Source organism: Janibacter melonis, from assembly GCF_003721155.3.
In the GTDB taxonomy this organism is placed as follows: Bacteria; Actinomycetota; Actinomycetes; order Actinomycetales; family Dermatophilaceae; genus Marihabitans; species Marihabitans melonis.
In genome coordinates this window covers 1057947-1075971 of the sequence record NZ_CP044548.2, presented here as the reverse complement: position 1 = coordinate 1075971, position 18025 = coordinate 1057947, and the positions used below count along the sequence as shown (strand labels likewise).

At 72.6% G+C, this 18025-nt stretch carries 19 protein-coding genes and 1 pseudogene; 13 read left to right on the top strand and 7 right to left on the bottom strand.

Annotated elements, in window-relative coordinates; genetic code table 11:
* Positions 1-11: 11 nt before the first annotated feature.
* Positions 12-1388 (bottom strand): dihydrolipoyl dehydrogenase, encoded by a 1377-nt coding sequence (gene lpdA / locus EEW87_RS05150; RefSeq protein ID WP_123093349.1) that lies wholly within the window; start codon positions 1386-1388, stop codon positions 12-14.
* A gap of 171 nt (positions 1389-1559) precedes the next feature.
* Entirely contained in the window at positions 1560-3092 is a 1533-nt protein-coding gene (locus EEW87_RS05145; RefSeq protein ID WP_123093348.1) for a leucyl aminopeptidase, read from the bottom strand.
* A 71-nt stretch (positions 3093-3163) separates the two neighbouring features.
* On the opposite strand from EEW87_RS05145, the gene gcvT reads away from it, so the two are divergent.
* Both gcvT and EEW87_RS05135 read left to right on the top strand, forming a co-directional pair.
* On the top strand, positions 3164-4270 hold the full coding sequence (gene gcvT, locus EEW87_RS05140) for a glycine cleavage system aminomethyltransferase GcvT (RefSeq protein WP_123093347.1): 1107 nt from the start codon (positions 3164-3166) through the stop codon (positions 4268-4270).
* Positions 4267-4464 carry a hypothetical protein gene (locus tag EEW87_RS05135; protein ID WP_123093346.1) on the top strand — a complete coding sequence of 66 codons (198 nt, stop codon included), beginning with the start codon at positions 4267-4269 and terminating at the stop codon, positions 4462-4464. Before gcvT ends, EEW87_RS05135 begins: the two co-directional genes overlap by 4 nt.
* A gap of 84 nt (positions 4465-4548) precedes the next feature.
* On the opposite strand, the gene EEW87_RS05130 is transcribed toward EEW87_RS05135, so the two are convergent.
* Complete coding sequence (locus tag EEW87_RS05130; protein WP_068275200.1) at positions 4549-5136, bottom strand: DUF3043 domain-containing protein; 588 nt, start codon at positions 5134-5136, stop codon at positions 4549-4551.
* 100 nt (positions 5137-5236) lie between these two features.
* On the opposite strand from EEW87_RS05130, the gene EEW87_RS05125 reads away from it, so the two are divergent.
* Positions 5237-6607 (top strand): dipeptidase, encoded by a 1371-nt coding sequence (locus tag EEW87_RS05125; protein WP_123093345.1) that lies wholly within the window; start codon positions 5237-5239, stop codon positions 6605-6607.
* Between the two features lie 97 nt (positions 6608-6704).
* Here EEW87_RS05125 and EEW87_RS17255 read toward each other — a convergent pair.
* Both EEW87_RS17255 and EEW87_RS05115 read right to left on the bottom strand, forming a co-directional pair.
* Positions 6705-6905: pseudogene (locus tag EEW87_RS17255) on the bottom strand (hypothetical protein); the annotation flags it as partial.
* A gap of 18 nt (positions 6906-6923) precedes the next feature.
* The gene (locus EEW87_RS05115; protein ID WP_163562381.1) at positions 6924-8156 is read right to left on the bottom strand and encodes a DUF222 domain-containing protein; all 1233 of its coding nucleotides are present in this window, start codon (positions 8154-8156) and stop codon (positions 6924-6926) included.
* 82 nt (positions 8157-8238) lie between these two features.
* Between EEW87_RS05115 and EEW87_RS05110 the strand changes: the two genes are divergently transcribed.
* From EEW87_RS05110 to EEW87_RS05090, 5 genes are all read left to right on the top strand, one after another.
* Positions 8239-9321, top strand: a complete 1083-nt coding sequence (locus tag EEW87_RS05110) for a glutathione S-transferase family protein (RefSeq protein WP_123092011.1) — start codon at positions 8239-8241, stop codon at positions 9319-9321.
* 58 nt (positions 9322-9379) lie between these two features.
* Positions 9380-9625: a hypothetical protein gene (locus EEW87_RS05105; protein WP_123091950.1), complete on the top strand. Its 246-nt coding sequence runs from the start codon at positions 9380-9382 to the stop codon at positions 9623-9625.
* Positions 9622-10212 carry a hypothetical protein gene (locus EEW87_RS05100; protein WP_225985031.1) on the top strand — a complete coding sequence of 197 codons (591 nt, stop codon included), beginning with the start codon at positions 9622-9624 and terminating at the stop codon, positions 10210-10212. Before EEW87_RS05105 ends, EEW87_RS05100 begins: the two co-directional genes overlap by 4 nt.
* 24 nt (positions 10213-10236) lie before the next feature.
* Positions 10237-11403, top strand: coding sequence for a glycerate kinase family protein (locus tag EEW87_RS05095; protein ID WP_123091949.1), 1167 nt, complete (start codon positions 10237-10239; stop codon positions 11401-11403).
* 138 nt (positions 11404-11541) lie between these two features.
* A complete protein-coding gene (locus EEW87_RS05090; RefSeq protein WP_068275223.1) occupies positions 11542-11925 on the top strand; it encodes a HesB/IscA family protein in 384 nt (127 codons plus the stop codon).
* A 108-nt stretch (positions 11926-12033) separates the two neighbouring features.
* Here the strand turns inward: EEW87_RS05090 and EEW87_RS05085 are convergent, their stop codons facing one another.
* The gene (locus EEW87_RS05085; protein ID WP_123091948.1) at positions 12034-12579 is read right to left on the bottom strand and encodes a hypothetical protein; all 546 of its coding nucleotides are present in this window, start codon (positions 12577-12579) and stop codon (positions 12034-12036) included.
* Positions 12576-12923: a PadR family transcriptional regulator gene (locus EEW87_RS05080; RefSeq protein WP_123091947.1), complete on the bottom strand. Its 348-nt coding sequence runs from the start codon at positions 12921-12923 to the stop codon at positions 12576-12578. The genes EEW87_RS05085 and EEW87_RS05080 overlap by 4 nt, the downstream gene beginning before the upstream one ends.
* A 133-nt stretch (positions 12924-13056) precedes the next feature.
* Between EEW87_RS05080 and EEW87_RS05075 the strand changes: the two genes are divergently transcribed.
* The 5 genes from EEW87_RS05075 (at position 13057) to EEW87_RS05055 (ending at position 17985) form a co-directional block, all read left to right on the top strand.
* Entirely contained in the window at positions 13057-14043 is a 987-nt protein-coding gene (locus EEW87_RS05075) for a carbohydrate kinase family protein (protein ID WP_123091946.1), read from the top strand.
* Positions 14044-14048: 5 nt separating this feature from the next.
* Positions 14049-14813, top strand: coding sequence for a leucyl/phenylalanyl-tRNA--protein transferase (gene aat, locus EEW87_RS05070; RefSeq protein ID WP_205473776.1), 765 nt, complete (start codon positions 14049-14051; stop codon positions 14811-14813).
* A 147-nt stretch (positions 14814-14960) separates the two neighbouring features.
* Complete coding sequence (gene ctaC, locus EEW87_RS05065; RefSeq protein WP_192826122.1) at positions 14961-15851, top strand: aa3-type cytochrome oxidase subunit II; 891 nt, start codon at positions 14961-14963, stop codon at positions 15849-15851.
* A 56-nt stretch (positions 15852-15907) separates the two neighbouring features.
* Complete coding sequence (ctaD, locus tag EEW87_RS05060) at positions 15908-17587, top strand: aa3-type cytochrome oxidase subunit I (RefSeq protein ID WP_225985202.1); 1680 nt, start codon at positions 15908-15910, stop codon at positions 17585-17587.
* Positions 17584-17985, top strand: coding sequence for a cytochrome c oxidase subunit 4 (locus EEW87_RS05055; RefSeq protein ID WP_123091944.1), 402 nt, complete (start codon positions 17584-17586; stop codon positions 17983-17985). The genes ctaD and EEW87_RS05055 overlap by 4 nt, the downstream gene beginning before the upstream one ends.
* The last annotated feature ends 40 nt before the right edge of the window (positions 17986-18025 follow it).

The window sequence follows — 18025 nt, the reverse complement described above, 5'->3', positions numbered from 1 at the left end:
TGTCAGGGCGATCAGGCGTGGGCGTGGAGGGGTCGCCCGGCGGCGAGCATCGCCGCCTCGCCGAGGGCCTCGCCCTGCGTCGGGTGGGCGTGCACGAGCGAGGCGACCTCCTCGGGGTGGGCCTCCCAGCCGACCATGAGCTGGGCCTCGCCGACGAGCTCGCTGACCCCGGCGCCGATCATGTGGACGCCGAGCACCGGGCCGTCGACCTCGCGCACAACGGTGATCGACCCGCTCGTGCCGCGGATGATGCTGCGCCCGTTGCCGCCGAGCGGGTAGGTCGAGCTGGCCACCTCGTGACCGGCGGCCTGCGCCTGCGCCGAGGTGAGGCCGACTGAGGCGATCTCGGGGTCGCAGTACGTGACGCGCGGGATCTGCACGTCGACGACGGGCGCGGGCTCCAGGCCCGCGACGTCCTCGGCGACGAAGATCCCGTGCGCGAAGCCGCGGTGGGCCAGCTGCAGGCCGGGGACGAGGTCGCCGACGGCGCGCACCCCGTCGACGTCGGTGCGCAGCCGCTCGTCGGTCGGCACGAAGCCGCGCTCGGTGCGCACGCCGACCTCCTCGAGCCCGAGGTCCTGGGTGCGCGGACCGCGACCGACGGCGACGACGACGAGCTCGACCTCGAGCGGGTCGCCCTCCTCGAGACGCACGACGACGGTGTCTGCGCCGGCCTCGACCGAGGCGACGCGGGCGCCGGTGCGGGTCGTGATGCCGCGCTTCTTGAAGCTGCGCTCGAGCACCTTGCTGATCGCGGGCTCCTCGCCTGCGACGAGGCGGTCGAGCGCCTCGACGATCGTCACGCGCGACCCGAGGCCGGCGAAGACCGACGCGAGCTCGGACCCGATGACGCCGCCGCCGAGCACGGCGACGCGCTCGGGGATCTCCTCGATGCGCAGGACGCCGTCGCTCGTCATGACCCGCGGGCCGAGCTCGACGCCAGGGAGGGTCCGGGCCTGGCTGCCCGTCGCGAGGACGACGGTGCGGCCGGTGACCCGGCGGCCCTCGACCTCGACGGTCGTCGCGTCGACGAGCCGGCCGCGCCCGGGCACGACCTCGGTGCCCGACTGGGTGACGAGACCGACGAGGCCCTTGTGCAGCTGCCCGACGACCTTGTCCTTGTACGCGTGCAGAGCCGGCACGTCGACCCCTTCGAAGGAGGTCCGTAGCCCCATCCCCGCCCCGTGGCGCGACGCCTCGGCGACCTCCGCGGCGTGGAGCATCGCCTTGGTCGGGATGCACCCGCGGTGCAGGCAGGTCCCGCCCACCTCAGCCTCCTCGACGAGGGCGACGGTGAGCCCGAGCTGGCGCGCGCGCAGCGCGCAGGCGTACCCGCCGCTGCCGGCTCCGAGGATCACGAGGTCGAAGGGGGTCGTGGGGTCTGCCACGGTGTGCTCCTTTGCATCAGTGGTGCCCGGGGTGACGGACGGGGCACAGCGTAGAGGCTGCGCCGAGAGCGCCCGACCACGGCCGGGACGCACGGAGCCCGACCACGGCCAGGACGCACGACGCCCCGCACCCGGAGCCGGGTGCGGGGCGTCGTGCTCGGCGGTGCCGGGTCAGGCGAGGTCCTCGAGGTAGCGCAGCATCGTCGCGACGCCGACGCCGGTCCCGCCCTTGGGCAGGTGGTCGCGCGCACCGCCGTCGCGGAAGGACGGGCCGGCGATGTCGAGGTGCGCCCACGGGATGGTCTCGCCGTCCTTCGTGCGGGCGAACTCCTCGAGGAAGATGCCCGCCGTGAGGGCGCCGCCCATCCGGTCGGCCTTGTGCGCGATGTCGGCGACGAAGGAGTCCAGGCCCGGGCGCAGGTCGCGCGGGAGCGGCAGCGGCCACGACGGCTCGTCGGTCGCGGCCGACGCGACGCCGACGGCGTCGCGCACGGACTCGTCGTTGCTCATGACGCCGTAGATGTCCGGGCCGAGGGCAACCATGCAGGCGCCGGTGAGGGTCGCGATGTCGAGGATGACCTCCGCGCCCTGCTCGGCGGCCAGCGACATGCCGTCGGCGAGCACCATGCGGCCCTCGGCGTCGGTGTCGAGGATCTCGACGGTCATGCCGTTGCGCATCGTCACGACGTCGCCGGGGCGCTGGGCGTTGCCGCCCGGCATGTTCTCGGCGAGGCACAGGTAGCCCGAGACGGCGACGGGGACCTCGAGCTCGGCGGCGGCGACGACGGTCGCCGCGACGGCGGCGGCGCCGGCCATGTCGGACTTCATCGTCGCCATCGAGGCGGCCGGCTTGATGCAGACGCCGCCGGTGTCGAAGGTGATGCCCTTGCCGACGAGCCCGACGTGGGGGGCCTTGCGCGAGCGCGACGGGGTGTAGGTCATCTGCACGATGCGCGGCGGGCGAGAGGAGCCCTGGCCGACGCCGACGATGCCGCCGAAGCCCCCCTTCGCCAGGTCCTTCTCGTCGAGGACGGTGAGGCTGATCTTGCCCGGGCTGGCCTTGACGGTCTCCGCGACGCGGTCGGCGAAGGACTGGGGGTAGAGCAGGTTGGGCGCGGTGTTGACGAGGTCGCGCGCCCAGGCGACGGCGCGGCCGAGGACCTCGGCGCGGGCGAGGACGTCCTTGGGGGCGTGCTCCTTGCCCAGGGTCGTGCCGATCTCGACGGTCTCGAGCCCGCCCTCGGCGTCCGCGGACTTGTGCGCGGTGAAGGAGTAGGAGCCGCTGAGCGCACCCTCGGCGATCGCCGCGAGCTGCGCGGGGCCGTCATGGGGGAGCAGCAGGCGCACGGAGCTGGCCTTGGGCAGGGCGCGGGTGGCGGCGCCGGCGGCACGACGCAGGGTCTCGGTGGTCGGCGCGTCGTCGCCGAGGCCGACGAGCAGGAGGGTGCGGGCGCGCAGACCGGCGGGCGCGGCGGCGAGCGTCGTGCTGCCGAGCGCGGTCTTCGGGGCGAGCACCTCGACGAGCGAGGCGATCTCGTCGGCCAGCGCGGCGTCGAGCTCGACGCCGGTGGCGACCTGCGCGGCGGGCGCCGCGTCCTTGCGGCGGCGACCCCCCTTCGGGCTCTCCGCAGGGCGGAGGCCGACGACGACGGTGTCGCCGGAGTAGCCGGTCAGGGAGGTGTTGCCGAGGGCGAGACGGGGCACGGGTGTCCTTCCGGTGGGGTGCGATCCGTCACCACGCTATCCCGGATCCTGAGACGAGTAGCCTTCGCCGCATGACGCAGACCCAGCGCACCTCACCGCTGCACCAGGCCCATGTCGACCTCGGCGCGAAGATGGCCGACTTCGGCGGCTGGCAGATGCCCATCGAGTACCCCGGCGGCGGTGTCGTCGCCGAGCACACGGCGGTGCGCGAGCGCGTCGGCGTCTTCGACGTCAGCCACCTCGGCAAGGCGAGCGTCACCGGCCCGGGGGCCGCCGCCTTCGTCAACCGCTGCCTCACCAACGACCTCGGCCGGATCGAGCCGGGCAAGGCGCAGTACACGCTGTGCTGCTCCGAGACCGGGGGCGTCGTCGACGACCTCATCGCCTACCTGCGCTCGGAGGACGACGTCTTCCTCATCCCCAACGCCGCCAACACCGCGACCGTCGTGCAGATGCTGCGCGACGAGGCGCCCGAGGGCGTGAGCGTCACCGACCAGCACGAGGACTACGCCGTGCTCGCCGTCCAGGGCCCGCTGAGCGACGAGGTCCTCACCGCGCTCGGGCTGCCCGTCGACCACGAGTACATGTCTTTCGAGGAGGCGGACTTCCAGGGCACGCCGATCACCGTATGCCGCACGGGCTACACGGGTGAGCGCGGCTACGAGCTCGTCGCCCCGAGCTCGGCGGCCCCGGCCCTGTGGGCGGCCCTCATGGAGCAGGTCACGCAGCGCGGCGGTCTGCCCGCCGGTCTCGGGGCGCGCGACACCCTGCGCACCGAGATGGGCTACCCGCTGCACGGCAACGACCTCAGCCTCGACATCACCCCCGTCATGGCCGGCTCCGCGTGGGCGGTCGGCTGGGAGAAGGAGAGCTTCTGGGGCAAGGAGGCACTCGTCGCCCAGCGCGTCGCGAAGGAGTCGCGCGTGCTCAAGGGTCTCGTCGTCACCGGCCGCGGCATCCCCCGCGCGCACTGCGCGGTGAAGGACGCCGAGGGCACCGTCGTCGGCGAGGTCACCTCGGGCACCTTCAGCCCGACGCGCAAGGAGGGGATCGCCCTCGCGCTCCTCGACCGCTCGGTGAGCCTCGGCTCCCAGGTCGTCGTCGACGTCCGCGGCCGCGACCTGCCCGCCGAGGTCGTCAAGCCCCCCTTCGTCCAGGTGCAGGTGCGCGCGTCATGACCGAGCGCTGGCGCTTCCGCTACGAGGGCGGCGAGGGCGCACCCTCGTCCTCGACCGACTTCCCGACGCAGGCCGACGCCGAGTCGTGGTTCGCGGGGGAGTGGTCCGATCTCGCCGAGCAGGGCGTCACCGCGGTGACCCTGCTGCACGAGGACGCCGAGGTCTACGGCCCGATGCCGCTCGACCCCGCCTGACCGCCTCGCACCTGCACCGCCCATGACGAAGGGGTGCCCCGGACCGCTCGGTCCGGGGCACCCCTTCGTCGTGCGGGCGAGAGGTCAGGACAGCGGCGCGCCGCGCTCGACCTGGGGCTTGGGCATCCGGGTCCGGCGCATCTGGAAGCTGCGCATCCCCGCGTACATCGGCAGGCCCTTGAGATCGGTGTCCTCGCCGAACTTCGCGAGGATGCCCTTCTTCGTGCGGCGCCACAGCAGGACCGCGTCGAGGACGGCGAGGGCGAAGAGGACGTAGACGCCGAGGAAGAAGAGCGTGGCGATGCTCGGCGCGATGACCGACATGACGAGCACGGCGAGCATGAGGAGCAGGAGCATCTCGCCGAGGTTGAAGCGGCGGTCGACGGCGTCGCGCACGTAGCGGCGCACCGGGCCCTTGTCGCGCGGGGGCAGGTTGCGGTCGTCGCCGGTCATCATCGCCTGGCGCATCTTCATGCTCTGCTCGCGGCGCGCGGCCCGGTCGGCGCTCTTCGCGGCCTTGGGGTCGTTCTGCACCAGCGGGCGCCGGCGGGCGGCCTCCTGGTCACGCCGCTTCGGGGTCGGTCGACCCTTCGCCCCGTCGCCCCGCGGGCGATCCGACAGCGCGGCCTGCTCCTGGAGCTCCTGCTCGCTCTTGCTCTTGCGTCCGAACACGACGTGAAGTCTAGGTGCACGCACCACCCGCCCCCCGCCGCCCCTGACGGCGCGGCCCGCTGCGGGGGCGCGTGCACCCCGTCGCGGTAGCGTCCCCCACGTGACTTCGCCCGACGTGCTCAGCCAGGACCAGATCCAGACCATCCGCGACCGCGTGCGTGACCTCATGCCCGGTGTGCGCGCCGACCTCGAGGCGCTCACCCGCATCCCGAGCGTCAGCCTCGACTCCTTCGACCAGGCCCAGGTGCAGCGCAGCGCCGAGGCGACCGCGGAGCTGCTGCGGGCGGAGGGCCTCGACGTCGAGATCGTCAGCGAAGGGGGACGCCCCGCCGTCATCGGCCACGTCGCCGGCCCCGAGGGCTCGCCCACCGTCCTGCTCTACGCGCACCACGACGTCCAGCCCCCCGGGGCCCTCGAGGACTGGGACACCGACCCCTTCGAGCCCACCGAGCGCGACGGGCGGCTCTACGGCCGGGGCGCCGCGGACGACAAGGCCGGCGTCATGGCCCACGTCGCCGCGCTCCGCGCGCACGCCGGCGATCTGCCGTGCAGCGTGCGCATCTTCGTCGAGGGCGAGGAGGAGATCGCCTCGGAGTCGCTGCCGCGGATCCTCTCCGAGCACGGCGACAAGCTCGAGGCCGACGCGATCGTCCTGGCCGACTCGCTCAACTGGGCGATCGGCACCCCGGCGCTCACGACGACCCTGCGCGGCTCGATCCGCGCCGTCGTCACCGTGCGCACGCTCGACCACGGCGTGCACTCCGGCATGTTCGGCGGGGCCTGCCCCGACGCCCTGACCACCCTCGCCCGGCTGCTCGCCACCCTCCACGACGACCAGGGCGACGTCGCGATCGAGGGCCTCAAGGCCACCGACGCCCCCGAGCTCGACTACGACGAGGCGCGCCTGCGCGAGGAGTCCGGCCTGCTGCCGGGCACCGAGCTCATCGGCACCGGCTCGATCCTCTCGCGGCTGTGGACCAAGCCGGCCGCCGTCGTCATCGGCATCGACGCCCCGGCGGTCGACGAGGCGGGCAACGTGCTCAACGCGTCGGCGCGGGCGAAGATCAACCTGCGCCTGCACCCGCAGGAGGACCCGCAGGACGCGTGGGCCGCGCTGCAGCGTCACCTCGCCGACTACGCCCCGTGGGGTGCCACCGTCGAGGTGGAGCTCGACGAGCAGGGCTGGGGCTTCGCCGCCGACGCGCAGGGGCCGGTCTACGACCAGGCCCGCGCCGCCTTCGCCGACGCGTGGGGCACCGACCCGGTCGACGTCGGCATCGGCGGGTCCATTCCCTTCGTCCAGGCCTTCGCCGAGCGCTTCCCCGACGCGGCGATCCTCGTCACCGGCGTCGAGGACCCCGACACCCGCGCCCACGGCGCGAACGAGTCGTTGCACCTCGGCGAGTTCGAGCGCACCTGCGCGGCCGAGGCGCTGCTCCTCGCCCGTCTCGGCGCGATGCCTCGCGGCTGAGCGCACTCGGCCCGCTCGCCCCTCCTCCGGGATCCCACGACATCCACCGGGATCCCACGAGACCCGGGCGCGCACCTCACCCGGCGCGGGGTTGTCCTCAGCCGGCGCGGGGCAGGATCGTCAGCGCCTGGTCGTAGGAGCCGGGGGTGAGGTCCCAGACGACGTGTGGTGGCCCGTTGTCGGGTGGGTCGGTGTCGAGGTGTCCGTGGAGGCGGCGGGTGTGGACGATGGTGTGGTGGCGGGCGCAGAGCAGGGCGGCGTTGCTGAGGTCGGTGGGTCCGCCGTCGGCCCAGTGGTGGAGGTGGTGGGCGTCGGTCTACCGCGCGGGGGCGGTGCAGCCGGGGTAGGTGCAGCCGCCGTCGCGCAGCCACAGCTGGCGGGTCATGGCGGGGGTGAAGAGCCGTATCGCGGTGCCCTGGTCGAGGACCTGGCTGCGGCTGCCCAGGACGACGGGGATGACCTCGGCGTCGCAGGCCAGCCGTCGCACGGTGCCCGGTGCGAGGAGGGTGCCGGTGTCCAGGCCACCGAGGGTACGGGCCGCGCCGGTGCGTGCACGGAGGTCCTCGAAGGTCATCGTCAGCAGGAGGGTGGCTTTGGCTCCGCGTCCGGCCCTGGTGTCCATGCCTGCCACCGCGGTGCGGACGAGGTCGAGGAGGGCGTCGGCGCGGCGCTGGTCGCTGGTGCGCAGGTCGGGCTCGCGGGTGCCGGTGTCGGGGTCGTGGGTGGGTGCTGGTGCGGACAGGGCCTCGATGGCGGCTTCGAGGACGGCGGCGCCCTCGGGGTCGAGGACGAGGCGGTACTCGTGCAGCCCGTCGTCGACGACGGGCCGGGACAGGGCCCGGGCTCGGCGGAGCCGGTCGTGCTCGGTGTCGAGCTCGCCGGGGATGCCGTGGCGGGCGAGGAGCTCGGGGCGTACGGATCGCACGCCGGGGGAGCCGTGCAGGTGGCCCATCTCGATCATCGCGGTCAGGACGCTGTCGCGGGCTCCGTCGACGAGGCGGGACTCGATCCGGGAGATCTCGGTGATGACGGTGCGCGCGACGGGCAGGGTCACGGTGCCGTCCTCGACCGCGTCGCGGAGCAGGGTGTTGGCGGGTCGGGACAGGTCGAGCACGGCCTGGGCGATGGTGCCGCACCCACCTTGGCGGGTGCTCGTGGCGTGCTGGCGGACCCAGGCGGGCAGGGACGGGGCGTCTGACTGGGCGACCTCACCACGCTCGTGGGCTTGCGCGGTGACGACGTAGCGCCCAGCGGCGGCCAGGGTGGTCAGCTCGTCCAGGACGCCCATGACCTCCATGAGCTCGGGTCCGTTGGCCTGGTCGATCGCGCTGCTCAGACCGCGCAGGGCCCGCACCGCGGCGTCGAGCGCGCCGCGGCGCTCAGCCCAGGTGAGCGGGTCGTCGGGCGCGGTGCCGGCACCAGCAGCGGTCGCCTGTCGGATCGGGACGCCGGGAGCCGGACCAGCACAGGTCCAGCCGCCCGCGGCACTGCCCGTGGGCACGGACCACACACCCCTGATCGGGGTGGTCGGAGCCGGCGTCGGTGCCATGGACCAACGCTAGGGGCAACCACCGACAACGGGCGGCGCGCGACCGGCGAGGCGACCGGTCACGACATCTAGGGTGAGCGGCATGGCACAGGGCAGCTACGTCGAGCAGGACTTCACCCGGGACACCAACTACATCGGCGACCGCATCCTCGCCGAGCCCGACCCCGCGAAGGGGCCCGGGAGCGACATGCCGGTGGGGGAGCAGGAGTGGCCGGTCGAGGCCGGTCGCTACCACCTCGTCGTGGCCCGCGCCTGCCCGTGGGCCAACCGCGCGATCATCGTGCGCCGCCTGCTGGGGCTCGAGGACGCCATCTCCATGGGGGTGGCCGGTCCGACCCACGACGCCGACAGCTGGACCTTCGACCTCGACGAGGGGCACCTCGACCCGGTGCTGCAGATCCCGCGGATCAAGGACGCGTACGAGGCGCGGGTGCCCGGCTACCCGCGCGGCATCACGGTCCCGGCCGTCGTCGACATCCCCTCCGGCCAGGTCGTGACCAACGACTTCCCGTGGATCACCTACGACATGTCTGGGCAGTGGCGTGAGCACCACCGCGAGGGAGCGCCCGACCTGTGGCCCGAGGAGCTGCGGGCCGAGATGGACGAGGTCAACAAGCGGGTCTACACCGAGGTCAACAACGGGGTGTACCGCTGCGGCTTCGCCGGCACGCAGGAGTCCTACGACGCCGCCTACGAGCGGCTGTGGACGGCCATGGACTGGCTCGAGGAGCGTCTGTCCACCCGGCGCTACCTCGTCGGCGAGCACATCACCGAGGCCGACGTGCGGCTCTTCACGACCCTCGCCCGCTTCGACGCCGCGTACCACGGTCACTTCAAGTGCAACCGCTCGAAGCTCACCGAGATGCCCGTCCTGTGGGCGTACGCGCGCGACCTCTTCACCACGCCCGGCTTCGGCGACACGACGGACTTCGTGCACATCAAGGCGCACTACTACGGCGTCCACCGCGACATCAACCCCACCGGCGTCGTGCCCCTCGGGCCGGACCTGTCGGGCTGGGCCGAGCCGCACGGACGCGAGACGCTCGGGGGGTCCCCCTTCGCTCCGGGGGCGACCGCCCCCGGTCCGGTGCCCGAGCGCGAGCGGGTGCCGGTCGAGCACAACCCGCACGTCGACCCGGCGACCGGGCTCGTGCGCACCACCTGACGACTTCGTTGTCAACGAGACGTTGACGCTCCGCCGTGCGTCAACTTAAGGTTGACGCATGACTCCTCGGCACGTCTCCTTCCTCATGCGATCGGGCCTGACCTTCGTCGCCCTCGGGGCGCTCACCTTCGTCGGCAGCCTCGTCGTCGACTCGGGGTTTGTCCATGGCGCCTTCCAGGGGGCGACCGTCGCGCTCATGGTCGGCGGCGCCTACCTCCTCGGCCGTCGGCTGTGGTCCTCGGACGCAGACCCGGACGAGGACGGCATGTGGCTGCCCAGCCGTGACGGGGCGGACGAGCGGTGAGCGACCGGGTGCAGGTCGTCGACCCGGGGCTCGCCGACCGGGTCGGGCGGGCCGTCCTCGGCGAAGGGGTCGACCCCGAGCGGGCTGACGACCACCTCGCCATCGTCGGTCGGGCCGCCCAGGCCGACGAGGTGACCCGAGACCTGCTGCGCCAGGCGGTCGCCGCCGCCCGGGCCCACGGGCACAGCTGGGCGGCCATCGGGGGAGTGCTCGGCCTGAGCCGTCAGGCGGTGCAGCAGCGCTTCGGATCCGAGACCGACCCCGGTGGCGGCGCCGCAGAGCCCGGCGCGGGGACGACCGGGCAGCGACGCCGGCTCGGTCCGGTGACCGCGCTCGACGAGCTCGCCGAGCTCGAGATCGCCGGTCGGCAGGGCTGGCGCACCGTCGGCGCGGGCATGTTCTACCACCTCGTCGAGCGCACGGACACGCAGTGGGAGCACCGCCGCGTCGTGTGGAGCCGTCCCGCCGAGCACTACGCCAGGGACGGGTGGCAGGTCGGCTGCCGGGCCTTCCCGTGGCTCTACCTCGTCCGCGACACCGGACGACCTGCCGAGCGCGGCGGCGCCCTGGGGCCGGACGCAGGCTGAGCCCGCTCGGTACAGTCACCTCCCGTGCACGTCCTCATCGCCCCCGACGCCTTCACCGGCACGCTCACCGCGACCCAGGCGGCGGAGGCGATGGCACAGGGGTGGCGCCGCGCCGCCCCTGACGACCTGCTGACCCTGCTGCCCCTGTCCGACGGCGGTCCAGGATTCCTCGACGTCCTCGCCGGTGCCATCGGCGGCGAGAGCGTGCTCGTCACCGTCGGCGACCCGCTCGGCCGGCCGGTGCCCGCGACGGTCCTCGTGACGACCGACGGCGAGCGGCGCACGGCCTGGGTCGAGAGCGCCCAGGCCGTTGGGCTGCACCTCCTCGAGGCCAACGAGCGCGACCCCGCGGTGACGACCTCAGCCGGTCTGGGCGAGCTCGTCCTCGCCGCGGTCGAGACGGGCGCCGACCGGGTCGTCGTCGGGCTCGGCGGGTCGGCCACCAACGACGCCGGCGCCGGGATGCTCGCCGTCCTCGCCGGGCTCGAGGAGGGCACGCTCACCCGTGGGGGGCTGGCCCTCGGCGCGGTGGCGCCCGACGACCTCGTCGACGTCGTGCCCCGGGCCCGTGAGGCCCTGCGCGGCGTCGAGCTCGTCGCGGCGACCGACGTCGACGTGCCGCTGCTCGGTCTCGACGGGGCGAGCGCAAGCCACGCCGAGGACAAGGGCGCCAGCCCGCAGCTCGCCCAGGACCTCGAGGGCGCCCTCGGGCACCTCGTCGCCGCCGTGACCGCGGCGCACCCGGCGCCGACCGACCTGCTGACCGGCCGACCTCGCCGGCTCGACCGCGAGCCAGGGGCCGGCGCCGCCGGTGGGATCGGCTACGCGCTGCTCGTCCTCGGGGCCCGACGCGTGAGCGGCGTCGACACGACGCTCGAGGCGGTCGGGGTCGACATGCTCGTCGGCGCGGCCGACCTCGTCCTCACCGGCGAGGGCTGCCTGGACTGGCAGTCGCGCCAGGGCACGGTCGTCAGCGGCGTGTGCACCGCGGCGGGCCGCCACGGCACGCCCGTCGTCGTCGTCGCCGGCCGGGTGCTCCTCGGTCGGCGCGAGGCGATGGCGATGGGGGCGAGCGGGGTCTACGCCGTCGCCGAGTCGCTCGCCGACCTCGACGCCTCGCTCGCCGACCCGGTGCCGAGGCTCACCGCCCGGGTCAGCCGCGTCGCGGCCACGTGGTCACCGGGTCGCTGACCTCGCGCTGCGACCCCGGGGCTGCCGCCCTCGGCTCGCCCTGACGTACATTGGGGGTGCGGGAAGATCTCCGGCACCGCCGGTGTTCACCCCGCTGACGGGATCTACGCCCGCCCCCCGAGACACGTGAGGATCACCATGAGCGTCCAGGACGAGACGGTCACGACGACCACCGAGCAGGCCACCGCCGAGGAGACCCACGGCGTGCTGCTCACCGACCTCGCGGCTGGCAAGGTCAAGTCGCTCCTCGAGCAGGAGGGTCGCGACGACCTCCGCCTGCGCGTGGGTGTGCAGCCCGGTGGCTGCTCCGGCCTGATCTACCAGCTGTACTTCGACGAGCGCACCCTCGACGGCGACCTCGTCCGCGACTTCGACGGCGTCGGCGTCGTCGTCGACCGGATGTCGGCCCCGTACCTCACCGGTGCGACGATCGACTTCGCCGACACGATCGAGAAGCAGGGCTTCACGATCGACAACCCCAACGCCGGCAGCTCCTGCGCCTGCGGCGACTCCTTCAGCTGATCGAGCGCTGCCGGTGAGCGAGCACGAGCTCACCACGCACGACGGGCCCCTCACCTCGCGGTGAGGGGCCCGTCGTCGTCTGCGGGTCCGGGGCCTCGGCTCGAGCTCTCAGGCCCGCGGGCTGGAGGCCGCGGGCGCGCGGTGGCCCCGGCGCAGCAGCCGCCACGGCTGGGCGACGAGCACGAAGGTGAGCAGCGGCAGCCCGAGGAGGTACCCGCCGATGCCCCCTGCGCCGGCGGAGTAGCTGCGGCCGGGGTCGACCTGGGCGGTGTAGTCGACCCCGAACCACGGGAAGACCGTGCCGCTCACCTCGCGCCCCGTCGCCCCGCTCGCCTCGACGCCCGAGGTGAAGGCGATCGCCGTGAGCACGCAGCCGAAGAGGACGACGGTGAAGACGGCGGCCGCGGCCATCGCGGCCTGAGACCACCGCGGGCGGGTCGGGTCGGTCTCCGTGGCGCCGAAGGCGAGCTCCTTGGGGGAGCCGATGCCGAAGAGCGCGCGGGTCGTGCCGACGTCGGTGCTCGCCTCGGCGAGGTTGGCGCGCAGCTCGCGTCGCAGGTCGCGGCGTCGCGACCCGCGCACGCCGCGCATCTCGAGCCAGAAGTCGTAGCGCAGGATCGCGGACTCGATCCGGGCCCGGTCGATGATCGTCATGCTCTCTCCCCTGAGGTGGGCGACACGGTGGTCGCGGTCTGGACGGACGAGACGAGGTGCTCCCAGGCGGAGCGCCGCGCGACGAGCTCGGCCCGGCCGGCCTCGGTGAGGCCGTAGTACTTGCGGGCCGGGCCGGACTCGCTGCGCACGAGGTGCGACGCGAGGAGACCGGCGCCCTCGAGCCGGGTGAGGGCCGGGTAGACCGTGCCCTCGGCGAGGTCGTCGAAGCCGGCCTCGCGCAGCTGGGTGACGAGGCCGTAGCCGTAGCTGTCGCCGGTCGACAGCACGCTGAGCAGCAGCAGCCCGAGGACTCCCTTGAGCATCTGCGGGTCGTGGGTGGGCATGGCGCAACTGTCCACCCGCTACCTAGCGATGTCAAGTACCAGACGGTGCACAGCACAGAGCGGCGACGGTGGCGGTCCGACGACCCCGGGTGGTGGGCCGTGGGTGCGGCGACCCGCCGGATACAGTGCGGCGGTGCGCATCGCCATCGCCGGATCCATCGCCACCGACCACCTCATGACCTTCTCGGGCCGTTTCGCCGACTCCCTCGTCGTCGACCAGCTCGACAAGATCTCGCTGAGCTTCCTCGCTCACAAGCTCGACATCCGACGAGGGGGCGTCGCCGCGAACATCTGCTTCGGCATGGCGCGCCTGGGCCAGCACCCCGTGCTCGTCGGGGCCGTGGGCGAGGACTTCGCCGACTACCGCTCGTGGCTGGAGCGCCACGGCGTCGACTGCGCCTCCGTGCGCGTCTCCCAGACGCAGCACACGGCTCGCTTCGTGTGCACGACCGACGACGACATGGCCCAGATCGCGACCTTCTACGCGGGCGCGATGTCCGAGGCCCGCGAGATCGAGCTCGGGCCCGTGGCCGACCGCCTCGGGGGCCTCGACCTCGTGCTCGTCGGCCCCGACGACCCCGAGGCCATGCGCCGGCACACCGACGAGTGCCGCAAGCGCGGCATCCCCTTCGTCGCCGACCCGAGCCAGCAGCTCGCCTTCAGCGACGGCGCCTTCATCCGCGACCTCGTCGAGGGGGCCGAGTACCTCATCACCAACGAGTACGAGTCGCACCTCACCGAGCAGAAGACCGGCTGGAGCCAGGACGAGATCACCGCGCGCGTGCGCTTCCGGGTGACGACCCTGGGCAAGGACGGCGTGCGGATCACCGGCGCCGAGCTGCCCGAGCCGGTCGTCGTCCCCGCTGCCCGTGAGGTGCGCAAGGCCGACCCGACCGGGGTCGGCGACGCCTTCCGTGCCGGCTTCATCACCGGCATCGCCATCGGCCTGCCGCTGCGCGAGTCGGCCGAGGTGGGCTCGATGCTCGCGACCTACGTCATCGAGACCGTCGGCACCCAGGAGTACGAGCTGGGGCGCGAGGACTTCGTCGCCCGCTTCCGCGAGGCGTACGGCGACGCGAGCGCCGACCTGCTCGTCGACGCCCTGGCGGCCGCGGCCTGAGCGTCGTGACGCCCGGGGCGAGCGGCTCTGCGCCGCGGTCCCCGCAGGTCCCGTACCCGCCGGTCGACCCCGGCCCCGCCGGGGTCGACCTCGCCTCGGTCCGCGACACGCCGGGGGAGGACCTCGTGGCGATCGGCGCCGACCTGCGCCCCGGCACCGTGCTCGAGGCCTACCGGCACGGTCTCTTCCCCATGGGGGTGGGCGACCTCGGTGGCCCGCCCGTCGGCTGGTGGCGCCCCGAGGAGCGGGGGGTGCTGCTGCCCGGCGCGCTGCGGATGACCCGCTCGCTGCGCCGCTCCTGCCGGCGGCTGCGCGTGAGCGTCGACCTCGCCTTCGACGCCGTCGTCGCCGCGTGCGCCGATCCCGACCGACCCGGTGCGTGGATCACCGACGACGTCCGCCTGTCCTACGGGGCCCTCCACCTCCTCGGCTGGGCGCACTCCGTCGAGGTGTGGGAGGGGGAACCCGGCGAAGGGGATCTCGTCGGGGGTCTCTACGGCCTGGCGATCGGCGGCCTCTTCGCGGGAGAGTCGATGTTCCACCGGGTGAGCGACGCCTCGAAGGTCGCCCTCGTCGCCCTCGACGGGCTGGTGCTCACCCCTTCGCGTCCTGCTGCTCTCGTCGACACCCAGTGGCCCACCGAGCACCTCGAGTCTCTCGGCGTGACGACCCTGTCACGGACCGCCTACGCGAGGCGCCTGGCCGCCGCCCTGCGCGAGCCCCAGCCCGACCTCGCCCGGGCCGTCCTGCCGGCGCCGTGGGGCTCGTGACGGCGCGGCCGACGACCGCTCGGCGACAGGGGGCCGACAGGGGCTCGCCACACCCCTGCGGGCGGCGCCCCCGGTCCCGGACCTCCCAGCCGGCTGGGGTACCTTTGCTGGTGTTCCACTGTCCGTCCCGTCCCAGGTTGGTGTCCCTTGCCTCGTCCTGACCGCCACATCGGTCGAGCTCGTCGCCGGATCGGCGTCGTCGGTCTTGCCGTCGCCGCTCTCGCGCTCTCGGCCTGCAGCGCCGTCGGTATCCACACCGACCCTGCCAACGGCTACCTGCCCCAGGGGGCGACGGAGCAGTCCAAGCTCGTCGAGAACCTCTGGATCGGCTCCTGGATCGCCGCGCTGGCCGTCGGCGTCCTCGTGTGGGGCCTGACGATCTGGTGCATGGTGGCGTACCGCCGTCGCGAGGACGACGACGGCAGCCTGCCCGTCCAGCTCCAGTACAACGTCCCCCTCGAGATCCTCTACACGGTCGTCCCGATCCTCATGGTCGGCGCCCTCTTCTACTTCACCGAGGAGGCGCAGTCCGAGCTGCACGACGTCTCGCAGACGCCCGACGTGACGATCAACGTCGCCGCGAAGCAGTGGAGCTGGGACTTCAACTACGTCGACGCCGACGTCCACGAGAGCGGCCTCATGGCCGAGCTCGACGGCAAGCCGGGTGTCGAGGAGACGCTGCCGACGCTCTACGTGCCGGTCGACAAGCGCGTCGAGTTCCAGCTCACCTCGCGTGACGTCATCCACTCCTTCTGGGTCCCCGCCTTCCTCGAGAAGATGGACCTCAACCCCTCCCTGGTCAACCGCCTCCAGGTCACCCCGACCGAGACCGGCACCTTCCAGGGCAAGTGCGCCGAGCTCTGCGGCGCCTACCACAGCCAGATGCTCTTCAACGTCAAGGTCGTCAGCCAGGAGGAGTTCGACCAGCACATGGCCGACCTCGAGGCGAAGGGCCAGACCGGGCTGCTGCCCACCGACCTCAACCGCGAGAAGCTCGCGCCGGGCGAGGCCGAACTGCTCGAGGAAGGGGCACGCTGATGTCCGGCATCACCGGGATCGTCAACCGGACGACCGACGCCGAGGACCGCCGCGTCATGAGGCGCGAGCGGGCCGGCACGCAGGCCTACAAGTACCTGACGACGACCGACCACAAGGTCATCGGCAACCTCTACCTCGTCACCTCCTTCCTGTGGTTCCTCATCGGTGGCGTGATGGCCCTCGTCATCCGCGCCGAGCTGTGGGCCCCCGGTCTGCAGGTGGTCGACAACCCCGAGCAGTTCAACCAGATGTTCACCATGCACGGCACGGTGATGCTCCTGCTCTTCGCGACCCCGGCCTTCGCCGGCTTCGCCAACGCGCTCATGCCGCTGCAGATCGGCGCCCCTGACGTCGCCTTCCCGCGGCTGAACATGTTCGCGTACTGGCTCTACCTCTTCGGCGGTGTCATCGCCGGCGCCGGTCTGCTCACCCCGGGCGGCGCCGCGAGCTTCGGCTGGACCGCGTACACCCCGCTGTCGAACCCGACCTACAGCCCCGGTCTCGGCGGCGACCTGTGGGTCTGGGGCCTCGCGCTCGGTGGCTTCGGCACGATCCTCGGTGCCGTCAACTTCATCACGACGATCCTGTGCATGCGCGCACCCGGCATGACGATGTTCCGGATGCCGATCTTCACGTGGACCGTGCTCATCACCTCGATCCTCGTCCTCATGGCCTTCCCGGTCCTCGCGGCCGCGCTCATCGGCCTGGGCGTGGACCGGCGCTTCGGCGGGCACATCTTCCAGCCGGAGAGCGGGGGGACGTTGCTGTGGCAGCACCTCTTCTGGTTCTTCGGGCACCCAGAGGTCTACGTGCTCGCCCTGCCGTTCTTCGGCATCGTCTCCGAGATCATCCCGGTCTTCTCGCGCAAGCCGATCTTCGGCTACAAGACGCTCGTCTTCGCGACGATCGCCATCGCGGCGCTGTCGGTCTCGGTGTGGGCCCACCACATGTACGTCACCGGCCAGGTCTTCCTGCCGTTCTTCGCGATCATGACGATGCTCATCGCGGTGCCGACAGGCGTGAAGTTCTTCAACTGGATCGGCACGATGTGGGGCGGCAAGCTCGTCTTCGACACGCCGATGATCTGGACGATCGGCTTCCTCGTGACCTTCCTCTTCGGTGGTCTGACGGGGATCATCCTCGCCAGCCCCGCCCTGGACTTCCACGTGTCCGACACGTACTTCGTCGTCGCGCACTTCCACTACGTGCTCTTCGGCACCATCGTCTTCAGCTTCTTCGCGGCGATGTACTTCTGGTGGCCGAAGTTCACCGGCAAGATGCTCGACGAGGCCCTCGGCAAGTGGCACTTCTGGCTGCTCTTCATCGGCTTCCACATGACCTTCCTCATCCAGCACTGGCTGGGTGTGCAGAACATGCCGCGTCGTTACGCCGACTACATGCCCGAGGACAACATCCAGCTGGCCAACCAGATCTCCACGGTCGGCGCCTTCATCCTCGCGATCTCGTTCTTCCCCTTCTTCTACAACGTGTGGAAGACGCAGACGACCGCACCGGACGTCAACCAGGACGACCCGTGGGGCTACGGCGCCTCGCTGGAGTGGGCCACCTCGTGCCCGCCCCCGCGGCACAACTTCACCTCGATCCCCCGGATCCGCTCCGAGCGCCCGGCCTTCGACCTGCACCACCCGGAGTACGCGCCCCGTGCGCTCACCCCGAGCGGTGCCGGCGACCCGGCGACGGCCACGGTCCGCTCGACCCGTGAGGACAACGCATGAAGCCCGAGTACAAGCTCTTCGGCATCCTCGCCGTCTTCTTCTTCCTCGTCGCCACGATCTACGGCCTGGTGACGCAGTGGGACGAGCCGGTCGGGTTCGTCGGGCTCTACCTCGCCGGTGGTCTCGGCGTGATGATCGCCTTCTACCTGGCCAAGACGGCCGCGAAGCTCCCCCTTCGCCCCGAGGACGACCTCGACGGCGAGATCGAGCAGCAGGCCGGCAGCTACGGCTCCTTCGCCCCGTACTCGTGGTGGCCGCTCTGGCTGGCGCTGTCCGGGTCGATCATCTTCCTCGGTGTCGCCGTCGGCATCTGGGTCGCCGTCCTGGGTGCGGTCTTCGGCGTCTTCGCCCTCGTCGGCTGGGTCTTCGAGTACTACAAGGGCGAGCACGCCCACTGAGCACGCACGCCGGCTGACGCCGCGGCGACCACGACCACCG